We start from the raw sequence: 17,603 nt of genomic DNA on the forward strand, positions 1-17,603 counted from the left end.
TGTTTATCTGATGCCATAAGGCAGTGCTGCGACCATTCAGAACATTTAGCCCAAGTCCCGGCTGAGAATCCGGTACCCGTAAGGGTCGAGCGAGATATGCATCATGCCGTCTTCCGGGGCGACAGACGCTCCGGTAAGCGCATCCTGCCAATCGTCGGTTTCCATGGGATGGCTAAGGATACGGGGTTCCGGAGAATTGTTCATCCATACCGTAAAATGAATCACGTCATCCGAGCGCTCGTATACGATGCACGGGTCATTCTCACACGCCTGCAGAATGCGGAAGCGGCCTTCCCGCAGCGCCTTGTTTTCCTTTCGCAACGCAATCATCATCCGGTAAAAATCATACAACTCCCGATCCTGCTTCGCTTCATCCCACTCCATGCATTTGCGGCAGTCCGGGTCCTCGTTGCCGGTAAGGCCGATTTCGTCGCCATAATAGATGCAGGGCGTACCCATAAAAGTAAAAAGAAAAACAACGGCCAGCTTCAGTCTCCGCTTGTCTTCGTTTAATACGGTCAAGAGCCGGGGGGTATCATGGCTGCCAAGCAAATTGAAGACCACTTCATTGGTCTGTTGCGGATAACGCATCAGGAGGCCTCCAATCCGGTGACCGAAAGTAATACCGTCCATCCCTCCGTTGAAGAACTCCAGTACCGTACCCGAAAAAGGATAATTCATGACAGAATCGAACTGGTCCCCCAGCAGCCAGGTCAACGAGTCACTCCATACTTCGCCAACGATATAGGCTTCCGGATTGGCAGCTTTGACTACTTTGCGAAAGTCCCGCCAGAAATGATGGTCGACTTCATTGGCAACGTCTAGCCGCCAGCCGTCCACCTTAATTTCCTTGATCCAGTATTCAGCAACTTCCAGCAGGTAGGACCTCACCTCGTGATTGGCTGTATTGAACTTCGGCATGTTGCCAAAAAAACCGAAAGTGTCATACGTAGGAATACCGTCGACAATTTCGGCCGGGAAGGAGTTCAGATGGAACCAGTCTTTGTATACCGAATACTCGCCTTTCTCCAGAACATCCTGAAACGGCGGGAACTTGTCACTGCAGTGGTTGAACACGGCGTCCAGCATGACGCGAATGCCTTTGTTGTGACATTCTTCGACAACGGTTTTGAACAACTCATTATCCCCGAAATGGGGGTCGACCTTCTTATAATCGACAATATCGTATTTGTGGTTGGAGGGTGACACGAAAAGGGGAGTGAAGTAGACCGCATTGATCCCGAGCTCCTGCAGATCGTCCAGATGGTCCAGCACTCCTTGCAGATCTCCTCCAAAAAAGTTGTCCAGCTTCGGCTTCCCGCCCCATTCCTCCGTTCCCTCCGGATCATTCGAAGGATCGCCGTTGGCGAACCGTTCCGTCATAATCTGGTAGAACACCGCATCCTTGGCCCATTTTGGAACCTGAAACAGATCGATTTGGTGGATGTAGGGAAACTCATAGAAATGGTTGGGTGCTTGCGGGCATTCCGAACGGATGCCATTGTCGAGCAGATATACCGTTTCGTTGCCTTTGCTCACACGAAAGGTGTAGCTAAGGCGTTTATATTTAGGCCGGACCGCGGCTTCCCAATAATCGAACATGTCGTCCGAGGCCGCTTTTTCCATCATAATATCGTAAGAAGTATCTTTCCAATTGTATTTGTCCCCGGTAAGCGCTACTACACAGTCCACATCATCCCGTTTGGTGCGAACACGCAGATGTATAGTCTTTGCATCGTAGGCATAAGCCCACTTGTCGCGGGGAACATGGTACATAGCCTCAACTAGCATGATTGCACCTCCTAAAAGTTTTGTGCATAAAACTCGCTTGGTAAACATAAATTTAGGTTTTGTGAGTTCAGAAGTTAATACCACCGGCAGAGACTGCATGAACCAACACGGTTATTCCGGGAGTAATTGGAGATAGTACATAGTATATAGTATATACTTCTTTTAACAGCATGTGCAAAATGGTTGGGGGACTGAGCAGTGCTCCTGATTTTCCTTCTGCATTTAGCAAGCTTTGTCACAAATTTGTCTTTGCATATTCATGCGTAGTGATTTATAATAAATCGGTCAATGGGACAACTTAGAGAACTTAAGAACTTAAAGAGAACAGGGGAGATACACAGAATGAACAAATGGGGTAAACTTTCACTAGGAATGGTGCTGGTAGCAGGTCTGATGACCGGCTGCGGCAACAATAACAAAAACAATAGTGCAGCTACGGACACCAGTGCGAATACAGCTACCAAAGCTGCTGCCAAGACACTTACTTTGGGAACCAGTGCGGATTTTCCTCCCTATGAGTTCCATAAAGTAGTGGATGGCAAAGATACCATTGTGGGTTTTGATATCGACATTGCCAAAGATATTGCGGCGGATATGGGCGCTGAACTCGTCATCAAGGACCTTAACTTCGATTCCCTGCTCAATGAGCTGTCCAGCGGCAGAGTGGATATGGTGATTTCCGGACTAAGTCCAACTCCAGAGCGTGAGAAGGCGGTAGGACTGTCTGATATTTATTATAAAGCAGAGCAGGCTGTTGTTGTGCGGGAAGCCGACAAAGACAAGTTTGCAACCATGGATTCCCTGAAAGGTATCAAGCTGGGTGTGCAGACCGGATCCATCCAGGAAGACATCGCCAAAGGCATTGAAGGTGCTCAGTTGACTTCCTTGGGGAAAATTTCCGAAATCGTGCTGCAGCTGCAATCCAACCGTGTAGATGCTTCTATTATGGAAGGACCTGTTGCCAAAGCTTTCGTGAAGAACGTCAAAGGACTGGCGATTACAGATGCCAAACCTGAGGTTGCAGATGACGGTTATGTAATTGGCGTGAAAAAAGGCAACGATGAACTGCTGAAACAAATTAACGCGACACTGACCCGCCTGAAAGCCGAAGGCAAGATTGACGAGTATGTTGCTGCTGCCAGCGAGCTTGCCGAGAAGTAATGTTTCTGGCTTGCTTTTAGGAGGGTTACTTTTAACTGCCCCTGCAGCATGTTGCGGGGGAAGGTTTAATAATAAGAGTGGATATGAAAATGGCGGTGATCCGCTGTTTTCTATTTTTTTGCAGACAGGAGGTTATGCCAAAAATGAATGTATTCGATATTGCTTATGAGTACCGCAATTTTTTCCTTTCCGGTTTGAAGTACACGCTGTTGTTGGCTGTGCTGGGGGTATTCTTCGGATTTGTGCTCGGCATTGTAGTTTCCTTGCTTCGTATGTCCAAGTGGTGGATACTGCGTTTCATTGCGACAGCCTGGGTGGAATTCCTGCGTGGAACACCAATGCTGGTCCAGCTGTTTTTAATCCATTACGGCCTTCCTGAATTTGGCATAGAGTTTTCGCCGATTCAATCCGGGGCAATCACACTGACTATTAACAGCTCCGCGTATCTCGCTGAGATTTTCCGTGCCGGGATACAAGGTGTGGACCGCGGACAAGTTGAAGCAGCACGCTCGCTTGGTATGCGGCAAGGGATGACGATGCGTTATATAGTCTTGCCCCAGGCCATCAAGAATGTACTGCCTGCTATCGGTAATGAGTTCATCACCATCATTAAAGAATCTTCCATCGTTTCAATGATTGGGGTAGCCGATCTGTTGTTCGAAGCGAGATCCGTTACATCTATAAGCTACGAAGGGCTGAATCCCTTGCTCGTAATTGCTGTAATGTACTTTATTCTGACATTTACATTGTCTAAGATCCTTGGTTTATTGGAAAGGAGGCTAAGAACAGGTGATCACCGTTAAGAACCTGCAAAAAAGCTTCGGTAAGCTGGAAATCCTGAAGGGCATTGACCTGCAGATCCAAAAAGGAGAGGTGGTCGTCGTTATCGGCCCCAGCGGATCGGGCAAAAGTACCTTTTTGCGTTGTCTGAATCTGCTGGAGCAGCCTACAGGCGGAGAAATCACTTTTGAAGGTGAATCAATTACAGACAAGAAGCATGACATCAACGTGACGCGGGAAAAAATGGGCATGGTTTTCCAGCAGTTCAACCTGTTTCCGCACAAAACTGTACTGCAGAATATTATGCTGGCTCCATTGAAAGTGAGAAAGCAGCCCGCATCAGAAGCAGAAAAAATCGCTACTGAACTGCTGCGCACTGTTGGTCTTGCAGATAAACGGGATGCTTATCCGTCTCAGCTTTCCGGTGGACAAAAGCAGCGGATTGCCATCGCGCGGGCTCTCGCCATGCAGCCGCATGTAATGCTGTTCGATGAGCCTACCTCGGCGCTTGATCCTGAAATGGTCGGTGAAGTGCTGGAGGTCATGAAGAAACTGGCTGAAGATGGCATGACGATGGTAATCGTTACCCATGAAATGGGCTTTGCCCGTGAAGTAGGCGACCGCATCTTGTTCATGGACGGCGGCGTGATTGTGGAAGAAGGCGAACCGTCGCAGGTTTTCGGCAATCCAAAGCATGACCGGACGAAGGATTTCTTAAGTAAAGTTCTATAGATTAGCTCCAAACGGCCCCGGAACCTTTCTCCGGCGGCCGTTTGTTTTTGGTTCGCAGCGGAATGGGTGATATAGTATACATAAATGTCCAATCAACTTGAAAAGGAGTACATACAGATGAGAGATGATCTTTGCCGGATTGGCATTATTGATATTGGTTCCAACTCTATTCGACTTGTAATATATGATACTACGCTAGAAGGAGGCTACAAAATCATCAAGGAGTGCAAATACTCCGCTCGTCTGAGTGAAAAGATCACAAAAGACGGCAGGCTGGAGCGGAAGGACATGAATACCATTGTTCCTGTTCTGCACCAGTTCAAGGAGATTTGCAGCGCCTTTGAGGTTGATAAAATCCGCGCCGGCGCCACTGCGGCTATCCGCAATGCGGCAAATTCCGAGGAGATTATCACCTACCTTTCAGAGGCATCAGAGATTCATATTGAAGTCATCAGCGGACACCAGGAGGCTTACTTTGGATTTTTGGGCGTTATTAATGCCTTTGATGTTCAGGATGGCTTTGTAATTGATATCGGTGGCGGAAGCACGGAAATCACCTTATTTCGGGGACGACGCTACCAGCAAAGTATTTCTTTTCCGTTCGGTGCGGTCAATACAAATCTGATGTTCAGCCATGGTGGCAATTGGAACGGAGACCAAGTACGTAAACTTCAGGCCTATGTGATAGGGAGACTAGTAGAGCATGACTGGCTGAACAGCGGGGCAGGACTCCCGCTTTACGGGCTTGGTGGAACTCTGCGCTCTCTGGGGAAGCTGGACCAGAAGATGCGGGATTATTCCCTTCCGAATTCACACGGCTATACCTTATCCAGTGAGACCATAGATCACTTTATGGAGACACTGCCTACTATTCCGTATGAGAAGCGCAAAGATTTGGAGGGGCTGTCCAAGAGCCGTGGGGATATTATCGTCTCGGGGCTGATTATTTTCCACACGGTTTACAAGTATATTGGCGCCAGCGAGGCATTAATCAGTGGAGAGGGCCTGCGGGAAGGCATGCTGCATGACCTGCTCGAACCGGAGCAGCCTGTGCGGGAGAGTGCGCTGGAATTCAGTCTCAATACGATCATCCGGTTTGATATCCGTACATCGAAGCGGCATCTGGATCATATCTTTAAGCTGGCACTCAGCCTCTTTGATGCATTTGGTGCAGAAGGGGACCGGGATGAGCAACGGATGCTGATCTACGTGTCAATCATGCTGCATCGGACCGGCTCCAATATTAACCATTATCAATCCAAGCGGCATACGCGGTACTGGCTGATGAACTCTCCGATCCGCGGACTAACCCACCGTCAGCTGATTCTGGGAGCTTTGATTGCCTCCTACAGCACAAAAAGCCGGAAGCAGAAATTGTCCCAGACCTACAAGGACATTTTACTGGCTTCCGACGAAGAATGGATTCATAAGCTTGGTACACTCGTACAGCTATGCATTGCGCTGGATAGTACCGAGATTGGTATCGTAAGCGGACTAGAAGCCCGCCTCCACGGCAATACGCTTGATCTGGAGCTGCAGGGTGCCGGTGAGCTCTTGATCGGTCTGGAGGACATTGAGAATGCCCTCAAAACGTTCAGGAATGTTTGGGGGCTCAAGGTAAAGCTCGGCTTCCCTTCCAGCGGGTAACATCCATAGCGGCGAACTGGCTCCGGAAAGGGGCCTTTTTGTCGTCTGCACGCTCGTAGTATCCGTTCGGCTGCAGGAAACTGGACTTTACATTATCCTTAAGCGTCAGATCAAGAATCTTGACAATCTGTTTACGGATTTGGCTGTCTTTCACGGGACACATCAATTCAATACGCCGGGTAAGATTACGTGTCATCCAGTCGGCACTGGACAAGTAGACCTCTGGGTTGCCGCCGTTCTCGAAATAATAGATCCGGGAATGTTCCAGGAAACGGTCCACAATGCTTCGTACAGTGATGCGTTCACTAAGTCCTTCAATCCCTGGACGCAGGCAGCACACCCCGCGCACAATCAGATCAATCGGTACTCCTGCCTGGGCTGCGCTGTACAGATTGTCGATGACCTCCTGATTGGAGAGGGAGTTCATTTTGGCGATGATCCGGGATGGACGCCCGGCGGCGGCATGCTCAGCTTCACGCAGAATCAGCTTTTGAAGCGAAAGGCTCATATTGGTTGGTGCAACGATGAAGGAGTTCCAGTCATAATTGGCGGAATACCCTGTCATCTGGTTGAACAGCTCGGAGGCATCCAGGCCGATCTCATTATTGGCGGTGAACAAGCTAAGGTCAGTATAAGCCTTAGCCGTGCTGTCATTGTAGTTGCCTGTTCCGACATGCACATAACGGCGAAGTTCAAGCCCTTCCTGGCGGACAATCAGCGTAACCTTGGCATGAGTCTTGAGGCCAACCAGACCGTATACTACATGACAGCCCGATTGCTCGAGCTTACGCGCCCAGGCGATATTGCGCTCTTCATCGAAGCGTGCCTTTAGCTCCACGACTACAGTGACCTGCTTGCCCGATTCAGCGGCATTGGCCAGTGCTGTAATCAGTGGAGAGTTGCCGCTGACGCGGTACAATGTCATTTTGATAGCCATGACCTGCTCGTCCTCTGAAGCCTGAATGATGAAGTCCGTCATTGCATCAAAGGATTCATAGGGATGGTATACCAGTACATCACGTTCCCGGAGCACCTCGAAGAAATCCTCGTTCTCATCGAATTCAGCCGGATAGAGCGGTTCGATAGGAGCATCATGGAGATAGGAGAAGCCCTTTAGACTGTTTGCAAAACCGCGCAGGAAACCAAGATCCAGCGGCCCCTCCACCTCAAACACGAAATCTTCAAGCTCGAATTCAGCCTGCAGCTGTTCCAGGGCATAAGGATGAATCCCTTTTTGTACTTCCAGACGGGCGGGAACACCTCTCCGCCGTTTGCGCAGCTCCTTTTCAATCTCTTCCAGCAGGTCTTCCGCACCTTCTTCATCAATAGTAAGGTCGGAATTGCGTGTTAAGCGGAATTCACTAACAGCCACTGGATCATAACCGCTGAATAAAGTCTGGATATGATGGCGGATTACATCCTCAATAAACACAAACTGACGTTTTTTGCTGTTGGAACGGTGGGGAAGTGGAATACATCTGGGCAAATTGGAAGGGATCTGCAGAATTGCAAAATAAGGATCCTCTTCCAGACTACCCTTTCGTGTCAGCACGACCGCAAGATAGATAAACTGGCTGTGAACGAGCGGGAAAGGCCGGCTCTGGTCTACGGCCATTGGAGTCAGTACAGGGAAAATAATATCCCGGTAATATTGTTCAATCGAGAGCTCCTGCGCCTGCGTAAGGTCGTCGTAATTTACAAACACGATACCTTCTTTATGCAGACTTCTGGAGATATCCCGGAATGTTCTGTATTGGTCGGCAATAATTTTAGTGACCCTTTTGATTAGGCGCTTATAAAGGCCGGAGGGGGTGTAACCGGTAAAATCTTTTTTTGTATAGCCTGCCCGGATCTGATCCTGAATCCCCGCTACACGGACACTGATGAATTCATCCAGGTTACTGGAGACAATCGCCAGGAACTTGGCCCTCTCCATAAGCGGGTTATCCATATCCTGTGCCTCCTGGAGGACACGCCGGTTAAATTCAATCCAGCTTAGATCACGGTTCAGATATGCTGTTGCTGGGCTGGTATGGATGTTCTTTTTCTCTTCTGCATTCACGTTCATAGACCCTCCAAGTGCTTCAATGTCTTTGTCTTCTATCATTCTACTATTTGCTCAAGCGAGAAATGTTAAATCTGTGTAAAATTTGCGCGAAAATGTTCAGAAGATGCAACGAAATAATGAATTTTCAGCTGCATTTTTGAAAGATATGTTAATTTTAAATCAAATGATAACGCTTCAAAACTCCATTTCTGTCAAAATGGTAACAATTTCTTAGGCATAGGTTACAAAGTTGTGATATATTAATAACTGTTAGTTTTACAAACACCAGGGCATAAGGAAACATACATACGTCCGGAGTTATTTTGAAGCAGCATGAACAGGGATCTTCCCCGGGTCTGACTGCGCTACTAATGAAGGAGGAAATCATGAAAATCAAATTTGGAGCCGTTGCAGCACTCGCTGCAGCCATAGGAATCAGCACTCTGATACAAGCCGCACCCGTCCAGGCAGACAGTATACATATCGCAGGAGATACTACCACCTATTATACTCTATCCAATCATTATGGCATAAGCATGGATAAAATTATGGATGCCAATCCGGATATTCCAGCGAGTAATATTTATCCTGGACTTAGGCTCTCAATCCCTGGCATTCTCAAAACACAGAATGTTGCGGCTGCTGAACCCTCAGCTAAGGAATCAACAGGAGTGTCACTCTTAAGTGTAGAACCGCAGAGCAACACAGTTCAAGCCTGGGGTAAAGAATACAGCTACGGTAAAGTGCTTCAGGTGAAAGCAACAGCCTATTCCTCTGCAGCCAGCGAGAATGGCAAATGGGGTGCAGTTGACTATTTTGGCAATCCGCTGAAGCTGGGTACCATTGCTGTGGATCCTAGTGTGATCCCGCTTGGGACCCAGGTACTGGTAACCGGGTATTCCCATCCCGGGTTGCCTAAGCAGGCATTTCTTGCCACTGCAACGGATATGGGAAGTGCGATCAAAGGGAACCGCATCGATATCTTTATCCCTGGCAGTCAAAGCTTTGTTTCAGATTTCGGTTTCCAATATGTGCAGCTGTATGTGATTGAATAGACTCAAGACTCAAAAGGAAACGAAACATGCCGAAGCCCGGCAGTCCTCGTTTCCTTTTTTTTGGATCTCAGGTTCAGTGCTATTTAATATTCATTTTCTTACTTCCTTTTCTTTGCTGACCTGGAGCATCTGCGGGACGGTGACAAAGGTATAACCCCGTTTACGCATGATGTTGATCACTTCAGGGAGAGCCTGGATTGTTCCCCGTAAATTGCTGCCCCGGCCCCCGCCGCCATGCTGCAAGATGATGGAGCCCTTGCCTGCGTGGGTAATGATATTATTCCGTACCTGTGATTTCGACAGACCTTTCCAGTCCAGGGAGTCTACATTCCAGTTCACTAGCTTGTATCCATGGACTTTGGCCCATTTCAGCTGCTGTTCACTGATATCTCCATAGGGAGGACGGATCAGCCGCGGCTTATAGCCGGCCATCGTATTGATGATATTTTCCGTACGGATAATCTGTGTCCTAAAAGCATTTACACTGATTTCACCAAACTTCGGATGGTTATAGGAATGATTGCCGATGGCATGGCCTTCCTTGATCATCCGGGCCACAAGATCGGGGTGTTTCTCTGCGCGGCTGCCCACGACAAAGAAAGTGGCGTGAACATGATGCCTGCGCAGTACATCAAGCACTTGTGGAGTAAATCGGGGGTCCGGCACATCATCGAATGTGAGTGCAATATGTTTGCGCCGCGGTCCTTGTGTCTTGATCGTTTCAGGATATTTGCGCAGCAGTTGGCTGAGGGTAAGGGTTTCTGCCCGTTTTTGTGATTGGGACGCTGAACGTGAAGAACCTGCGGGGATCGCCTGATCTTCTATGGGTGCTGTTACAGGTCTCGTACCACTATCCAGCTGTGGGAACAAACCGGGAAACTCAGGATGGGCTGCTGCAAGCTCTCCGGCGGAAGCGGGGCTGAGCAGACAGAAGCAGACAATCGCTAAAATGAGCAGATATCGGCTTATCTGCAGGCTTTTCATCAAGGTACGCCTCCTTTTTATGATACTGCAACCAAACTTTTACTATATAAATGGAACCTGTACAGAAAAACAATATCGGGATTGGAATCTCCGGGGAATGATTATGCTTGTCTTGTTATTCCCTTCCGCAGACTGAATTATGCTGGATTATCGTGCTTCTGATTAAGATTTATCGGCGCAGAAAATACGTGTATACTAAATTGGAGAATAACCCGAAATTGAATACGTGAACAACGGAAAGGAAGGAATGGAAATGCCGGATTTATTTGCTCCTTATGAGTTAAAGGCTTTGTCCTTAAAAAATCGGATCGTGATGCCCCCAATGTGCCAATACGCTGTAGTCAAGCAGGATGGTACTCCAAATGATTGGCATTTCGTTCATTACGTCAGCCGCGCCATCGGCGGTACCGGGTTCATAATTGTGGAAATGACAGGTATCCATCCGGATGGACGGATTTCAAATCAAGATACAGGAATCTGGAGCGATGAACAAATTGAAGCGTACCGGAGACTGACTGAAGCTGTACATGTTCATGGCGCCAAAATAGCTGTTCAGTTAGGACATGCTGGCCGAAAGGCGCTGGATGCCGATCCTCCCGTTGCACCTTCAGCTATCTCTTTCGACGCCAACTCCAAGACGCCGCAGGCGCTCACAAGAGAAGGAATCGTTGAACTGATTGCAGCCTACCGTGAAGGTGCACGGCGGGCTGTGGATGCAGGATTTGATACCGTTGAGCTTCACGGTGCACACGGTTATCTCATTCACCAGTTTCACTCTCCGCTGACCAATGTCAGAGATGATGAATACGGTGCAGACCCGATGCTATTCGGGGAACAGGTGACCCGGGCAGTACGGGAGGTGCTTCCCGCTGAAATGCCGCTGATTATGCGGGTCTCCGCCAAGGAATACGTAGAAGGCGGTTATGATGAAACCTACGCTCTTGAATTCTGCCGGCGCTACAAGGCTGCTGGAGTGGATATGTTTCATGTGTCCTCAGGCGGTGAAGGACCGATTGGATCAAATGGTGGACCCAATGCGGGGCCGGCCTACCAGGTTGATCTGGCAGAGTACATCCGCAGCGGGCTACAGATCCCTGTAATTGCAGTCGGACGCCTTGAATCCTATGAAGAGGCGCAGTCTATTGTGACTGAGGAAAAAGTAGAGCTTGTAGCTGTAGGCAGGGGGATGTTAAGTGACCCGTATTGGGCGCTTCACGCCGAGGAAGCCCTTGGCGGAGTTGATAAGGCTAATGTGCCTAAGCCATACGAACGCGGAGTTTGGAAACGGAAATAGACACTTATGAATGTGAACTTTATCACAGATTTTAAGTTCCTTCTAAGGCATGGTTATTAAGATTAAATTTGAAGGAGCTTGATAACTTGGCGACGGTGATTAGTAACGAACGGCTGGCGGATGGAGTGTATCACCTTCGGGTTGAGGGGGATCACGGGGGAACGATGGGGCAATTCTACATGTTGCGGGCATGGGGAGCCTATCCGTTGCTGTCCAGACCGCTTAGCATACATCAAGTAAACGAAGATGGTGTGGATTTTTTGTATCATGTGGTGGGTGAGGGAACGAAGATACTGGCTGGGCTGGAACCCGGAGATTCTGTTGAGCTCGAAGGACCTTTTGGCACCGGATTTCCGGCGGTTGAGGGAAAGGTTGCTCTGGTAGGCGGTGGAATTGGGATCGCGCCTCTGTATTATTGTGCCCAAGAGCTTCCTGGCAGTGATATTTATCTGGGCTTCAGCCGAGAAGCATTTCGTACAGAAGCATTTCGTCCTCTGGCTGCCGAACTGACAGTCAATGTTGGGGGTTTAGTGCTTGATAGCGTAGATTTTACCAGCTATGATCATATTTTTGTCTGCGGACCTCATCCGATGCTCAAAGCTGCTCAGTTGAAAGGCATAGCCGCAGAAACGGCTGGCAAGAGACCTAACGTGTATTTATCTCTGGAGAACCGTATGGCTTGCGGAATTGGCGCCTGTCTCGTATGCAGTGTCTCCTGCCGTGACGGTCAGCGTAAGGCTTGTGCTGACGGACCGGTATTCCTCGCGGATGAGGTGATCTTCAATGATTAATCTGACAGCCAATATAGCAGGTGTCCACTTTAAGAATCCGATCATCATGGCTTCCGGAACTTTCGGGTTTGGCCGTGAATATAGCAAGCTCTATGATGTATCGCTGCTAGGGGGCATCTCCGGCAAAGGTCTTACACTTCATGCCAAGGCCGGTAATCCTGGTGTCCGTGTATTTGAAACGGCTTCGGGCATGCTGAACAGTGTCGGCCTAGAGAATCCGGGTGTTGAAGCATTTCTCGCCAAAGAACTTCCTTATTGGGAAACGCTGGATACTGCCCGTTTGGTGAACCTGGGAGGCAACACTCTGCATGACTATGTGCTGGGTGCGGAGTTGATTCAGCGTGACGCCGATGCGCGAAGTGCTGCCGGTAAACCTGCAGTGGATATGATTGAACTGAATATTTCCTGCCCTAACGTTAAGGAAGGCGGGATCGCATTTGGTGTCAAAACTCCTGTTGCACAGGAGGTAGTCCGTGCCGTGAGAGCCGCAACCAAGCTGCCGCTTGCCGTGAAATTGTCCCCGAACGCTGAGGATATCGCGGGAATGGCTGAAATGTGCCAGGAGGAAGGCGCAGATGCCATTTCACTGATTAATACGATCTCTGGGATGAAGATTGATGTCCGCCGCCGCCGTAGCGTATTCAATAATTTATATGCCGGATTATCCGGGCCTGCGATCAAGCCGGTGGCACTGAGAATGGTGCACCAGGTAGCGAAGCGGGTAACGATTCCGGTAATCGGCATGGGCGGAATCACTTCGGCTACAGACATTATCGAATTTATTATGGCCGGGGCAACAGTAATTCAGGTTGGAACGTATAACTTCATGAATTTGCGCGCAGGCAGTACGCTTGTTGAAGAATTGCAGCAGTTTATGATAGAGGAGAGCATTTCGTCACTGGATGAAATCCGTGGCATCATCTAGATGATTTCAATGAAGAATCAAGTCTTCTCTTCCCTGAGATATCTTTATGAGCAATGGTTAATATAATGGAAAAGGGGAGAAACTCATGTCTTCTCCAGAGCTGGACCCAGGCGATATTGAATTGTCTGCCACTGAGGTCGGCCGTGATTTGTTGCTGCTGATTACCGGGGGCGCCCGTCACATCGGCGCAGCCAGTACCGCTTATTTGGATGCGGGTGACGTCAAGGTAACAACGTCAGCAGTACCCCATCATAAGGAGCATACGATCACAGAGTCGATTGCAATGCGTGTTGCTGCTGCACTTCATCGGACGGTTACCGTAGTTATGGGCATTCATTACGACCATTTGACCCAGGAAGGCATTGCAAGGGTTGTAGAAATTGTAAACTTTAAAGTCGATCAATATTTATTTGGGCAAAATTTGAAACGATAATGGCACTTCCTGCGTAAAAGATAACAAATGAGCAACTCACTTTTATTTTGGAGGAATGAACCATGTCTATATTTAAAAGATTGCGTGATTTAACAATGTCCAATGTGAATGCAATTATCGACAAAGCGGAAGATCCGGTCAAGATGACGGACCAATACATTCGTGACATGACTGAGGATTTGGAAGATGCAGAAAAAGCTGTAGCGGCCCAAATCGCCATTGAGAAAAAATTCAAGCAGCTCTATGAAGAACAGGAAGCACTCGTGAACAAACGTAATCAGCAGGCTCATGCTGCTGCTCAAGCTGGCAATGCTGACCTGGCACGCCGCGCTCTGGAAGAGAAGAAGGCTGCAGAAGCTAAGCTTGTGGAATACAAGGCGAGTTTTGACCAGAACAAGGCCTCTGCGGATAATCTGCGCGGCAAGCTGGAGGAAATGCGCAAACAGCTTACCCAGATGAAGAACAAACGCGAGACATTGGTTGCACGCTACAATGCAGCTAAGGCCCAAACCGAAATTAATAAAGCCATGAGCGGCTTCAGCTCCGATTCCGCTTCAGCCGGTCTGAAACGTATGGAAGACAAAATGCTGCAGGCGGAAGCCCAGGCAGAAGCCAGCAACGAAATGAGCTCCGGCAACAAATCGCTGGATGATGAATTCGAGAAGCTGGGCAAGGATCAGGCGGTTGAAGATGAATTGGCTGCGCTGATGAAGCAGTACGACAAACAACAATAACATATTGGCAGAAGCCGCAATATTTGGCTGGTGTCCACAGGCGAAGGGGAGACAGAAAGAACGTTTCTCCTTCGCCTTCTCTATGCTGCCCGTGAGGGCAGGCAGACTGAACATCGGAGGCTAAACAATGGATTTCCACATTCTGGTGTCCATGGTGGTATGGACGGTGAGCGGCTCAGTACTGTTGTGTGTGCTGATGTACGTGGATTCGCTCTTTACCCGTTATAACGATTTGGAAGAGATCCGGGCAGGAAATATGGCGGTTACCATGCGGTTTGTGCTTAAGCTGCTGGCACAAGGTTATATTCTATCGTCCTCCATTGCCTCTACGAACAGTTTGGGAGATGCACTGGTGGTCTCTATAGTATCCTTTGTTCTGTTATTCTTCTTGGAAAAACTAGTGAGACTGCTTCTGTTCCGCTGGGCGAAGCTCGACCTGGATCATGGTACAATGCTGGGCAAAATAGGCTACGGTGTATTGGCAGGCTCGCTGCATGTGACCGGTGCTTTGATCATAGCGGCCTTTATCAAGGGCTGAGGTCTTAGATATTCAAAATCAAGCGTGTGTACAAAACCTTTAAAAGGAATGGTTCATTTGAGTATATGGAAACGTATTGGAAATATCTTCTCCAAACCTGAGGCACCGGCTGTACCCAAGAGCATGTTGAACCTGTCAGCCGGAGATATTTGCGAGGTATCGCTGGTGACCTATGAGGTAACTGGACGTACGCAAACCAGCGGCCGCAATGCTGTGGTTCTGACCCTGCGTGACGGCAGCCGTATTGCCTACCTGCATATTGAAGAACGGGAGCAGCTGCAGTACGCATTATATCAGCCGATTGACGGGCGTCTGGATGATCCTGCCGAGGTCCCGGCAACCTTGGAATTGGACGATTATACGTATTATCTGGAAGAGGAATATGAGGGATATGCGTCAGTGACAGGTCAAACTCCTTATATGAACGGCGGTCAACAGCATGTCTGGCAGTACCAGTCCGATGAATCACGTCTTCTCCGCGTTGAATGGCAGAATGGACGGTTTATGCTATACGAGGGTGAAAAGGTGATCCCCGGAGATGTAAAGGTCATCCGCGCCTGATGCCCAGTACAAGTGTTTCTTCTAATTTCAGCTTTATCATATGGATCATGACAAGATGCCTCCATTTTTTGTGGAGGCATCTGTTTTTTGGGGTAAGACCGTTGAACAAATATCGTATCACCGGTTGTCATGTTAAAATAGGTTAGAATAGTGGCGGCTTTGTTCGGGCAATAAAAATACAGGATAGAAGAGGTTGGGTGTATATGAACAGTAGAGAGGAAGTAACACATTCTAAGTTTCATCGTAAGGCGCTCCAGGTTAAGGAAGCCCAGTCAAGGATCATTGAATATGCGAAGGTGCTTGATACAGAAGAAGTGCCTTTATATCAAAGTCCGGGACGTTATTTGGCTGAACCTGTCTATGCGCCGCATCCGTTCCCGGCCTTTAACCGTTCTGGTATGGACGGCTATGCGCTTATTGCAGCTGATACTGAGGTGATGAATGAAGGGGATCTGATCTGGCTGGACATTGTGGACAACATTCCATGCGGAGCAGTGCCAGCTGTCGATATACGGCGGGGGACAGCTGCCCGCATAATGACAGGAGCTCAGGTACCGCAGGGAGCGGATACGGTTGTGATGCTTGAAGCTACGGAGAGCAGAGAAGTAGACGGTCTCCTCCAGGTAGGCATCCGCAAGCTGCACAAGGCGGGCCGAAATGTCACTCCGATTGGCTTTGAGCTGAGGGAAGGAGAGCTTGTGCTTCCTGCAGGAAGGATGATTAAGGCCGGAGATATCGCAGTTCTGGCGGCTTTCGGAATTCCTTTTGTAAAGGTGATCCGCAGACCCAAGGTAGGAATATTTGCAACTGGAACTGAACTGCTGGAAGTGCATGAACCGCTTGTTCCAGGTAAAATACGCAACAGCAATTCGCCAATGCTGGAAGCACTGGTCCGGGAGAGCGGCGGTGATCCGGTAATGCTTGGAGCAATAGTGGATGATATTGAACTGGCACGAAGCAAGGTGCAGATGGCACTTGAGAGCTACGATCTGGTGATTACCACCGGAGGGGTATCGGTCGGGGATTATGACATCATGGGTGATTTGATCCGCGAGAACAGCGGTGACATGTTGTTTAATAAGGTAACCATGCGTCCCGGAAGTGTGACAACGGCTGCTGTGCGTGGAGGTACGCTCTTGCTGGCACTATCAGGTAATCCAGGAGCCTGTTTTGTTGGATTTCATTTATTCGCTCGGCCAGTTATCCTACAAATGCAGGGAGCCGTCCAGCCCTTTCTGCCGGAATGGACAGCAGTGCTTGGAGCAGAATATTCTAAAGTGAACAACTATACCCGGTTTGTCCGCTCCAGGCTTGAGATCCATGAGGGCCGCCTTTACGCCTATCCGGTCAGCATAGACGAATCATCGGTCATGGTGACGATCAAGGACAGTGACTGTTTAATTGTGGTTCCGCCTGAAGAACGGGGCCTGTCTGCAGGTGATTCCGTAAAAGTGCTTAAGCTGCCCGGGGAAATTAGGGGCTTGGAGAGCATGGCTGGATCATAAAAGGTGGGAGGCAGCTGAAATGAGGCGGCGTAGACAGCAATCGCAAAAGTGCTTGAAGAATATAAGGAGCAGCCCTGCCGTATGCCAGATTGTCGGATTTAAAAATAGTGGTAAAACGACCCTTATCTGCGGCTTGATCCCGCTCTTGCGGCAGAGAGGCTGTTCTGTTGCGGTAATTAAACATGACGGACATGAATTTGAGATAGATCATGAGGGAACGGATACCTGGAAGCAGCGGCAGGCAGGGGCTTCGGCAGTTGCCATCACAAGCGGGGGACGGACATCAGTCATTCAGGAACGGGGAAGCAGTCTGGATGAACTGATCGAATCCTTTGCGGAGTATGATTTTGTGCTAGTAGAGGGATTTAAGCAGGAACGATATCCCAAAATCGTATTGATCCGTAGTGAAGAAGATCTTAATATACTTAGCGGGACGAGCCATATTATTGCAGCGGCCATGTGGAATTCGATTCAAGATCATCCTTCTCTGCTGCAGAATCTGTCTATTCGCCGATTTGATATTAACGACAAGACAGAGATAGCCAGCTTTATGTGGCAGCAACGGTCTTATTTTCAAAATTTCAATATATGAAAAATTCATAATAGAAATCCAACAATGCAGCAG

Annotated in this window: 17 protein-coding genes; 14 read left to right on the top strand and 3 right to left on the bottom strand. The window is 48.8% G+C overall.

The window, feature by feature from the left end; translation table 11 throughout:
• Positions 1–45: 45 nt before the first annotated feature.
• Positions 46–1,791 carry an alpha-glycosidase gene (locus tag A3844_RS19635; protein ID WP_074084516.1) on the bottom strand — a complete coding sequence of 582 codons (1,746 nt, stop codon included), beginning with the start codon at positions 1,789–1,791 and terminating at the stop codon, positions 46–48.
• Positions 1,792–2,133: 342 nt separating this feature from the next.
• Between A3844_RS19635 and A3844_RS19640 the strand changes: the two genes are divergently transcribed.
• From A3844_RS19640 to A3844_RS19655, 4 genes are all read left to right on the top strand, one after another.
• Positions 2,134–2,952 carry a transporter substrate-binding domain-containing protein gene (locus tag A3844_RS19640; RefSeq protein ID WP_074108277.1) on the top strand — a complete coding sequence of 273 codons (819 nt, stop codon included), beginning with the start codon at positions 2,134–2,136 and terminating at the stop codon, positions 2,950–2,952.
• Between the two features lie 143 nt (positions 2,953–3,095).
• Positions 3,096–3,755, top strand: a complete 660-nt coding sequence (locus A3844_RS19645; RefSeq protein ID WP_074102065.1) for an amino acid ABC transporter permease — start codon at positions 3,096–3,098, stop codon at positions 3,753–3,755.
• On the top strand, positions 3,742–4,464 hold the full coding sequence (locus tag A3844_RS19650; protein ID WP_074084513.1) for an amino acid ABC transporter ATP-binding protein: 723 nt from the start codon (positions 3,742–3,744) through the stop codon (positions 4,462–4,464). The genes A3844_RS19645 and A3844_RS19650 overlap by 14 nt, the downstream gene beginning before the upstream one ends.
• A gap of 117 nt (positions 4,465–4,581) precedes the next feature.
• A complete protein-coding gene (locus A3844_RS19655; RefSeq protein WP_074084512.1) occupies positions 4,582–6,111 on the top strand; it encodes a Ppx/GppA phosphatase family protein in 1,530 nt (509 codons plus the stop codon).
• On the opposite strand, the gene ppk1 is transcribed toward A3844_RS19655, so the two are convergent.
• Positions 6,077–8,179, bottom strand: coding sequence for a polyphosphate kinase 1 (ppk1, locus tag A3844_RS19660; RefSeq protein ID WP_074102064.1), 2,103 nt, complete (start codon positions 8,177–8,179; stop codon positions 6,077–6,079). The two genes, A3844_RS19655 and ppk1, sit on opposite strands and share 35 nt — an antisense overlap.
• Positions 8,180–8,544: 365 nt before the next feature.
• On the opposite strand from ppk1, the gene A3844_RS19665 reads away from it, so the two are divergent.
• On the top strand, positions 8,545–9,213 hold the full coding sequence (locus tag A3844_RS19665) for a 3D domain-containing protein (RefSeq protein ID WP_083606936.1): 669 nt from the start codon (positions 8,545–8,547) through the stop codon (positions 9,211–9,213).
• Between the two features lie 90 nt (positions 9,214–9,303).
• Here A3844_RS19665 and A3844_RS19670 read toward each other — a convergent pair whose 3' ends face one another.
• Positions 9,304–10,197, bottom strand: a complete 894-nt coding sequence (locus A3844_RS19670) for a polysaccharide deacetylase family protein (protein WP_074108278.1) — start codon at positions 10,195–10,197, stop codon at positions 9,304–9,306.
• Positions 10,198–10,450: 253 nt separating this feature from the next.
• Here A3844_RS19670 and A3844_RS19675 point away from each other — a divergent pair, with 253 nt between their 5' ends.
• From A3844_RS19675 to mobB, 9 genes are all read left to right on the top strand, one after another.
• Positions 10,451–11,491: an NADH:flavin oxidoreductase/NADH oxidase gene (locus tag A3844_RS19675; RefSeq protein ID WP_074108279.1), complete on the top strand. Its 1,041-nt coding sequence runs from the start codon at positions 10,451–10,453 to the stop codon at positions 11,489–11,491.
• Between the two features lie 86 nt (positions 11,492–11,577).
• On the top strand, positions 11,578–12,282 hold the full coding sequence (locus A3844_RS19680) for a dihydroorotate dehydrogenase electron transfer subunit (RefSeq protein ID WP_074084507.1): 705 nt from the start codon (positions 11,578–11,580) through the stop codon (positions 12,280–12,282).
• Positions 12,275–13,207 (top strand): dihydroorotate dehydrogenase, encoded by a 933-nt coding sequence (locus A3844_RS19685; protein ID WP_074108280.1) that lies wholly within the window; start codon positions 12,275–12,277, stop codon positions 13,205–13,207. Before A3844_RS19680 ends, A3844_RS19685 begins: the two co-directional genes overlap by 8 nt.
• Before the next feature lie 85 nt (positions 13,208–13,292).
• Positions 13,293–13,640 (top strand): prenylated flavin chaperone LpdD, encoded by a 348-nt coding sequence (gene lpdD, locus A3844_RS19690; RefSeq protein ID WP_074084505.1) that lies wholly within the window; start codon positions 13,293–13,295, stop codon positions 13,638–13,640.
• Between the two features lie 62 nt (positions 13,641–13,702).
• Entirely contained in the window at positions 13,703–14,374 is a 672-nt protein-coding gene (locus tag A3844_RS19695; RefSeq protein WP_074084504.1) for a PspA/IM30 family protein, read from the top strand.
• Positions 14,375–14,501: 127 nt separating this feature from the next.
• Positions 14,502–14,912 carry a DUF350 domain-containing protein gene (locus A3844_RS19700; protein WP_074108281.1) on the top strand — a complete coding sequence of 137 codons (411 nt, stop codon included), beginning with the start codon at positions 14,502–14,504 and terminating at the stop codon, positions 14,910–14,912.
• Positions 14,913–14,969: 57 nt separating this feature from the next.
• Positions 14,970–15,473: a DUF4178 domain-containing protein gene (locus A3844_RS19705; protein ID WP_074084502.1), complete on the top strand. Its 504-nt coding sequence runs from the start codon at positions 14,970–14,972 to the stop codon at positions 15,471–15,473.
• 203 nt (positions 15,474–15,676) lie between these two features.
• Positions 15,677–16,978, top strand: a complete 1,302-nt coding sequence (locus A3844_RS19710; protein ID WP_074108282.1) for a molybdopterin molybdotransferase MoeA — start codon at positions 15,677–15,679, stop codon at positions 16,976–16,978.
• A gap of 19 nt (positions 16,979–16,997) precedes the next feature.
• On the top strand, positions 16,998–17,570 hold the full coding sequence (gene mobB, locus A3844_RS19715; RefSeq protein ID WP_074108283.1) for a molybdopterin-guanine dinucleotide biosynthesis protein B: 573 nt from the start codon (positions 16,998–17,000) through the stop codon (positions 17,568–17,570).
• Positions 17,571–17,603: the final 33 nt, after the last annotated feature.

It is taken from the genome of Paenibacillus helianthi, assembly GCF_001909055.1.
Taxonomy (GTDB): Bacteria; Bacillota; Bacilli; order Paenibacillales; family Paenibacillaceae; genus Paenibacillus_AQ; species Paenibacillus_AQ helianthi.

Excerpts from the sequence above, each read along its gene's own strand:
- A3844_RS19655 (WP_074084512.1), top strand. The coding sequence starts at position 4,582 with ATGAGAGATGATCTTTGCCGGATTGGCATTATTGATATTGGTTCCAAC.
- A3844_RS19695 (WP_074084504.1), top strand. The coding sequence starts at position 13,703 with ATGTCTATATTTAAAAGATTGCGTGATTTAACAATGTCCAATGTGAAT.
- ppk1 (WP_074102064.1), bottom strand. The coding sequence starts at position 8,179 with ATGAACGTGAATGCAGAAGAGAAAAAGAACATCCATACCAGCCCAGCA.
- A3844_RS19685 (WP_074108280.1), top strand. The coding sequence starts at position 12,275 with ATGATTAATCTGACAGCCAATATAGCAGGTGTCCACTTTAAGAATCCG.
- A3844_RS19645 (WP_074102065.1), top strand. The coding sequence starts at position 3,096 with ATGAATGTATTCGATATTGCTTATGAGTACCGCAATTTTTTCCTTTCC.
- A3844_RS19635 (WP_074084516.1), bottom strand. The coding sequence starts at position 1,791 with ATGCTAGTTGAGGCTATGTACCATGTTCCCCGCGACAAGTGGGCTTAT.
- A3844_RS19710 (WP_074108282.1), top strand. The coding sequence starts at position 15,677 with ATGAACAGTAGAGAGGAAGTAACACATTCTAAGTTTCATCGTAAGGCG.
- A3844_RS19665 (WP_083606936.1), top strand. The coding sequence starts at position 8,545 with ATGAAAATCAAATTTGGAGCCGTTGCAGCACTCGCTGCAGCCATAGGA.
- mobB (WP_074108283.1), top strand. The coding sequence starts at position 16,998 with ATGAGGCGGCGTAGACAGCAATCGCAAAAGTGCTTGAAGAATATAAGG.
- A3844_RS19700 (WP_074108281.1), top strand. The coding sequence starts at position 14,502 with ATGGATTTCCACATTCTGGTGTCCATGGTGGTATGGACGGTGAGCGGC.
- A3844_RS19640 (WP_074108277.1), top strand. The coding sequence starts at position 2,134 with ATGAACAAATGGGGTAAACTTTCACTAGGAATGGTGCTGGTAGCAGGT.
- A3844_RS19675 (WP_074108279.1), top strand. The coding sequence starts at position 10,451 with ATGCCGGATTTATTTGCTCCTTATGAGTTAAAGGCTTTGTCCTTAAAA.
- lpdD (WP_074084505.1), top strand. The coding sequence starts at position 13,293 with ATGTCTTCTCCAGAGCTGGACCCAGGCGATATTGAATTGTCTGCCACT.
- A3844_RS19670 (WP_074108278.1), bottom strand. The coding sequence starts at position 10,197 with ATGAAAAGCCTGCAGATAAGCCGATATCTGCTCATTTTAGCGATTGTC.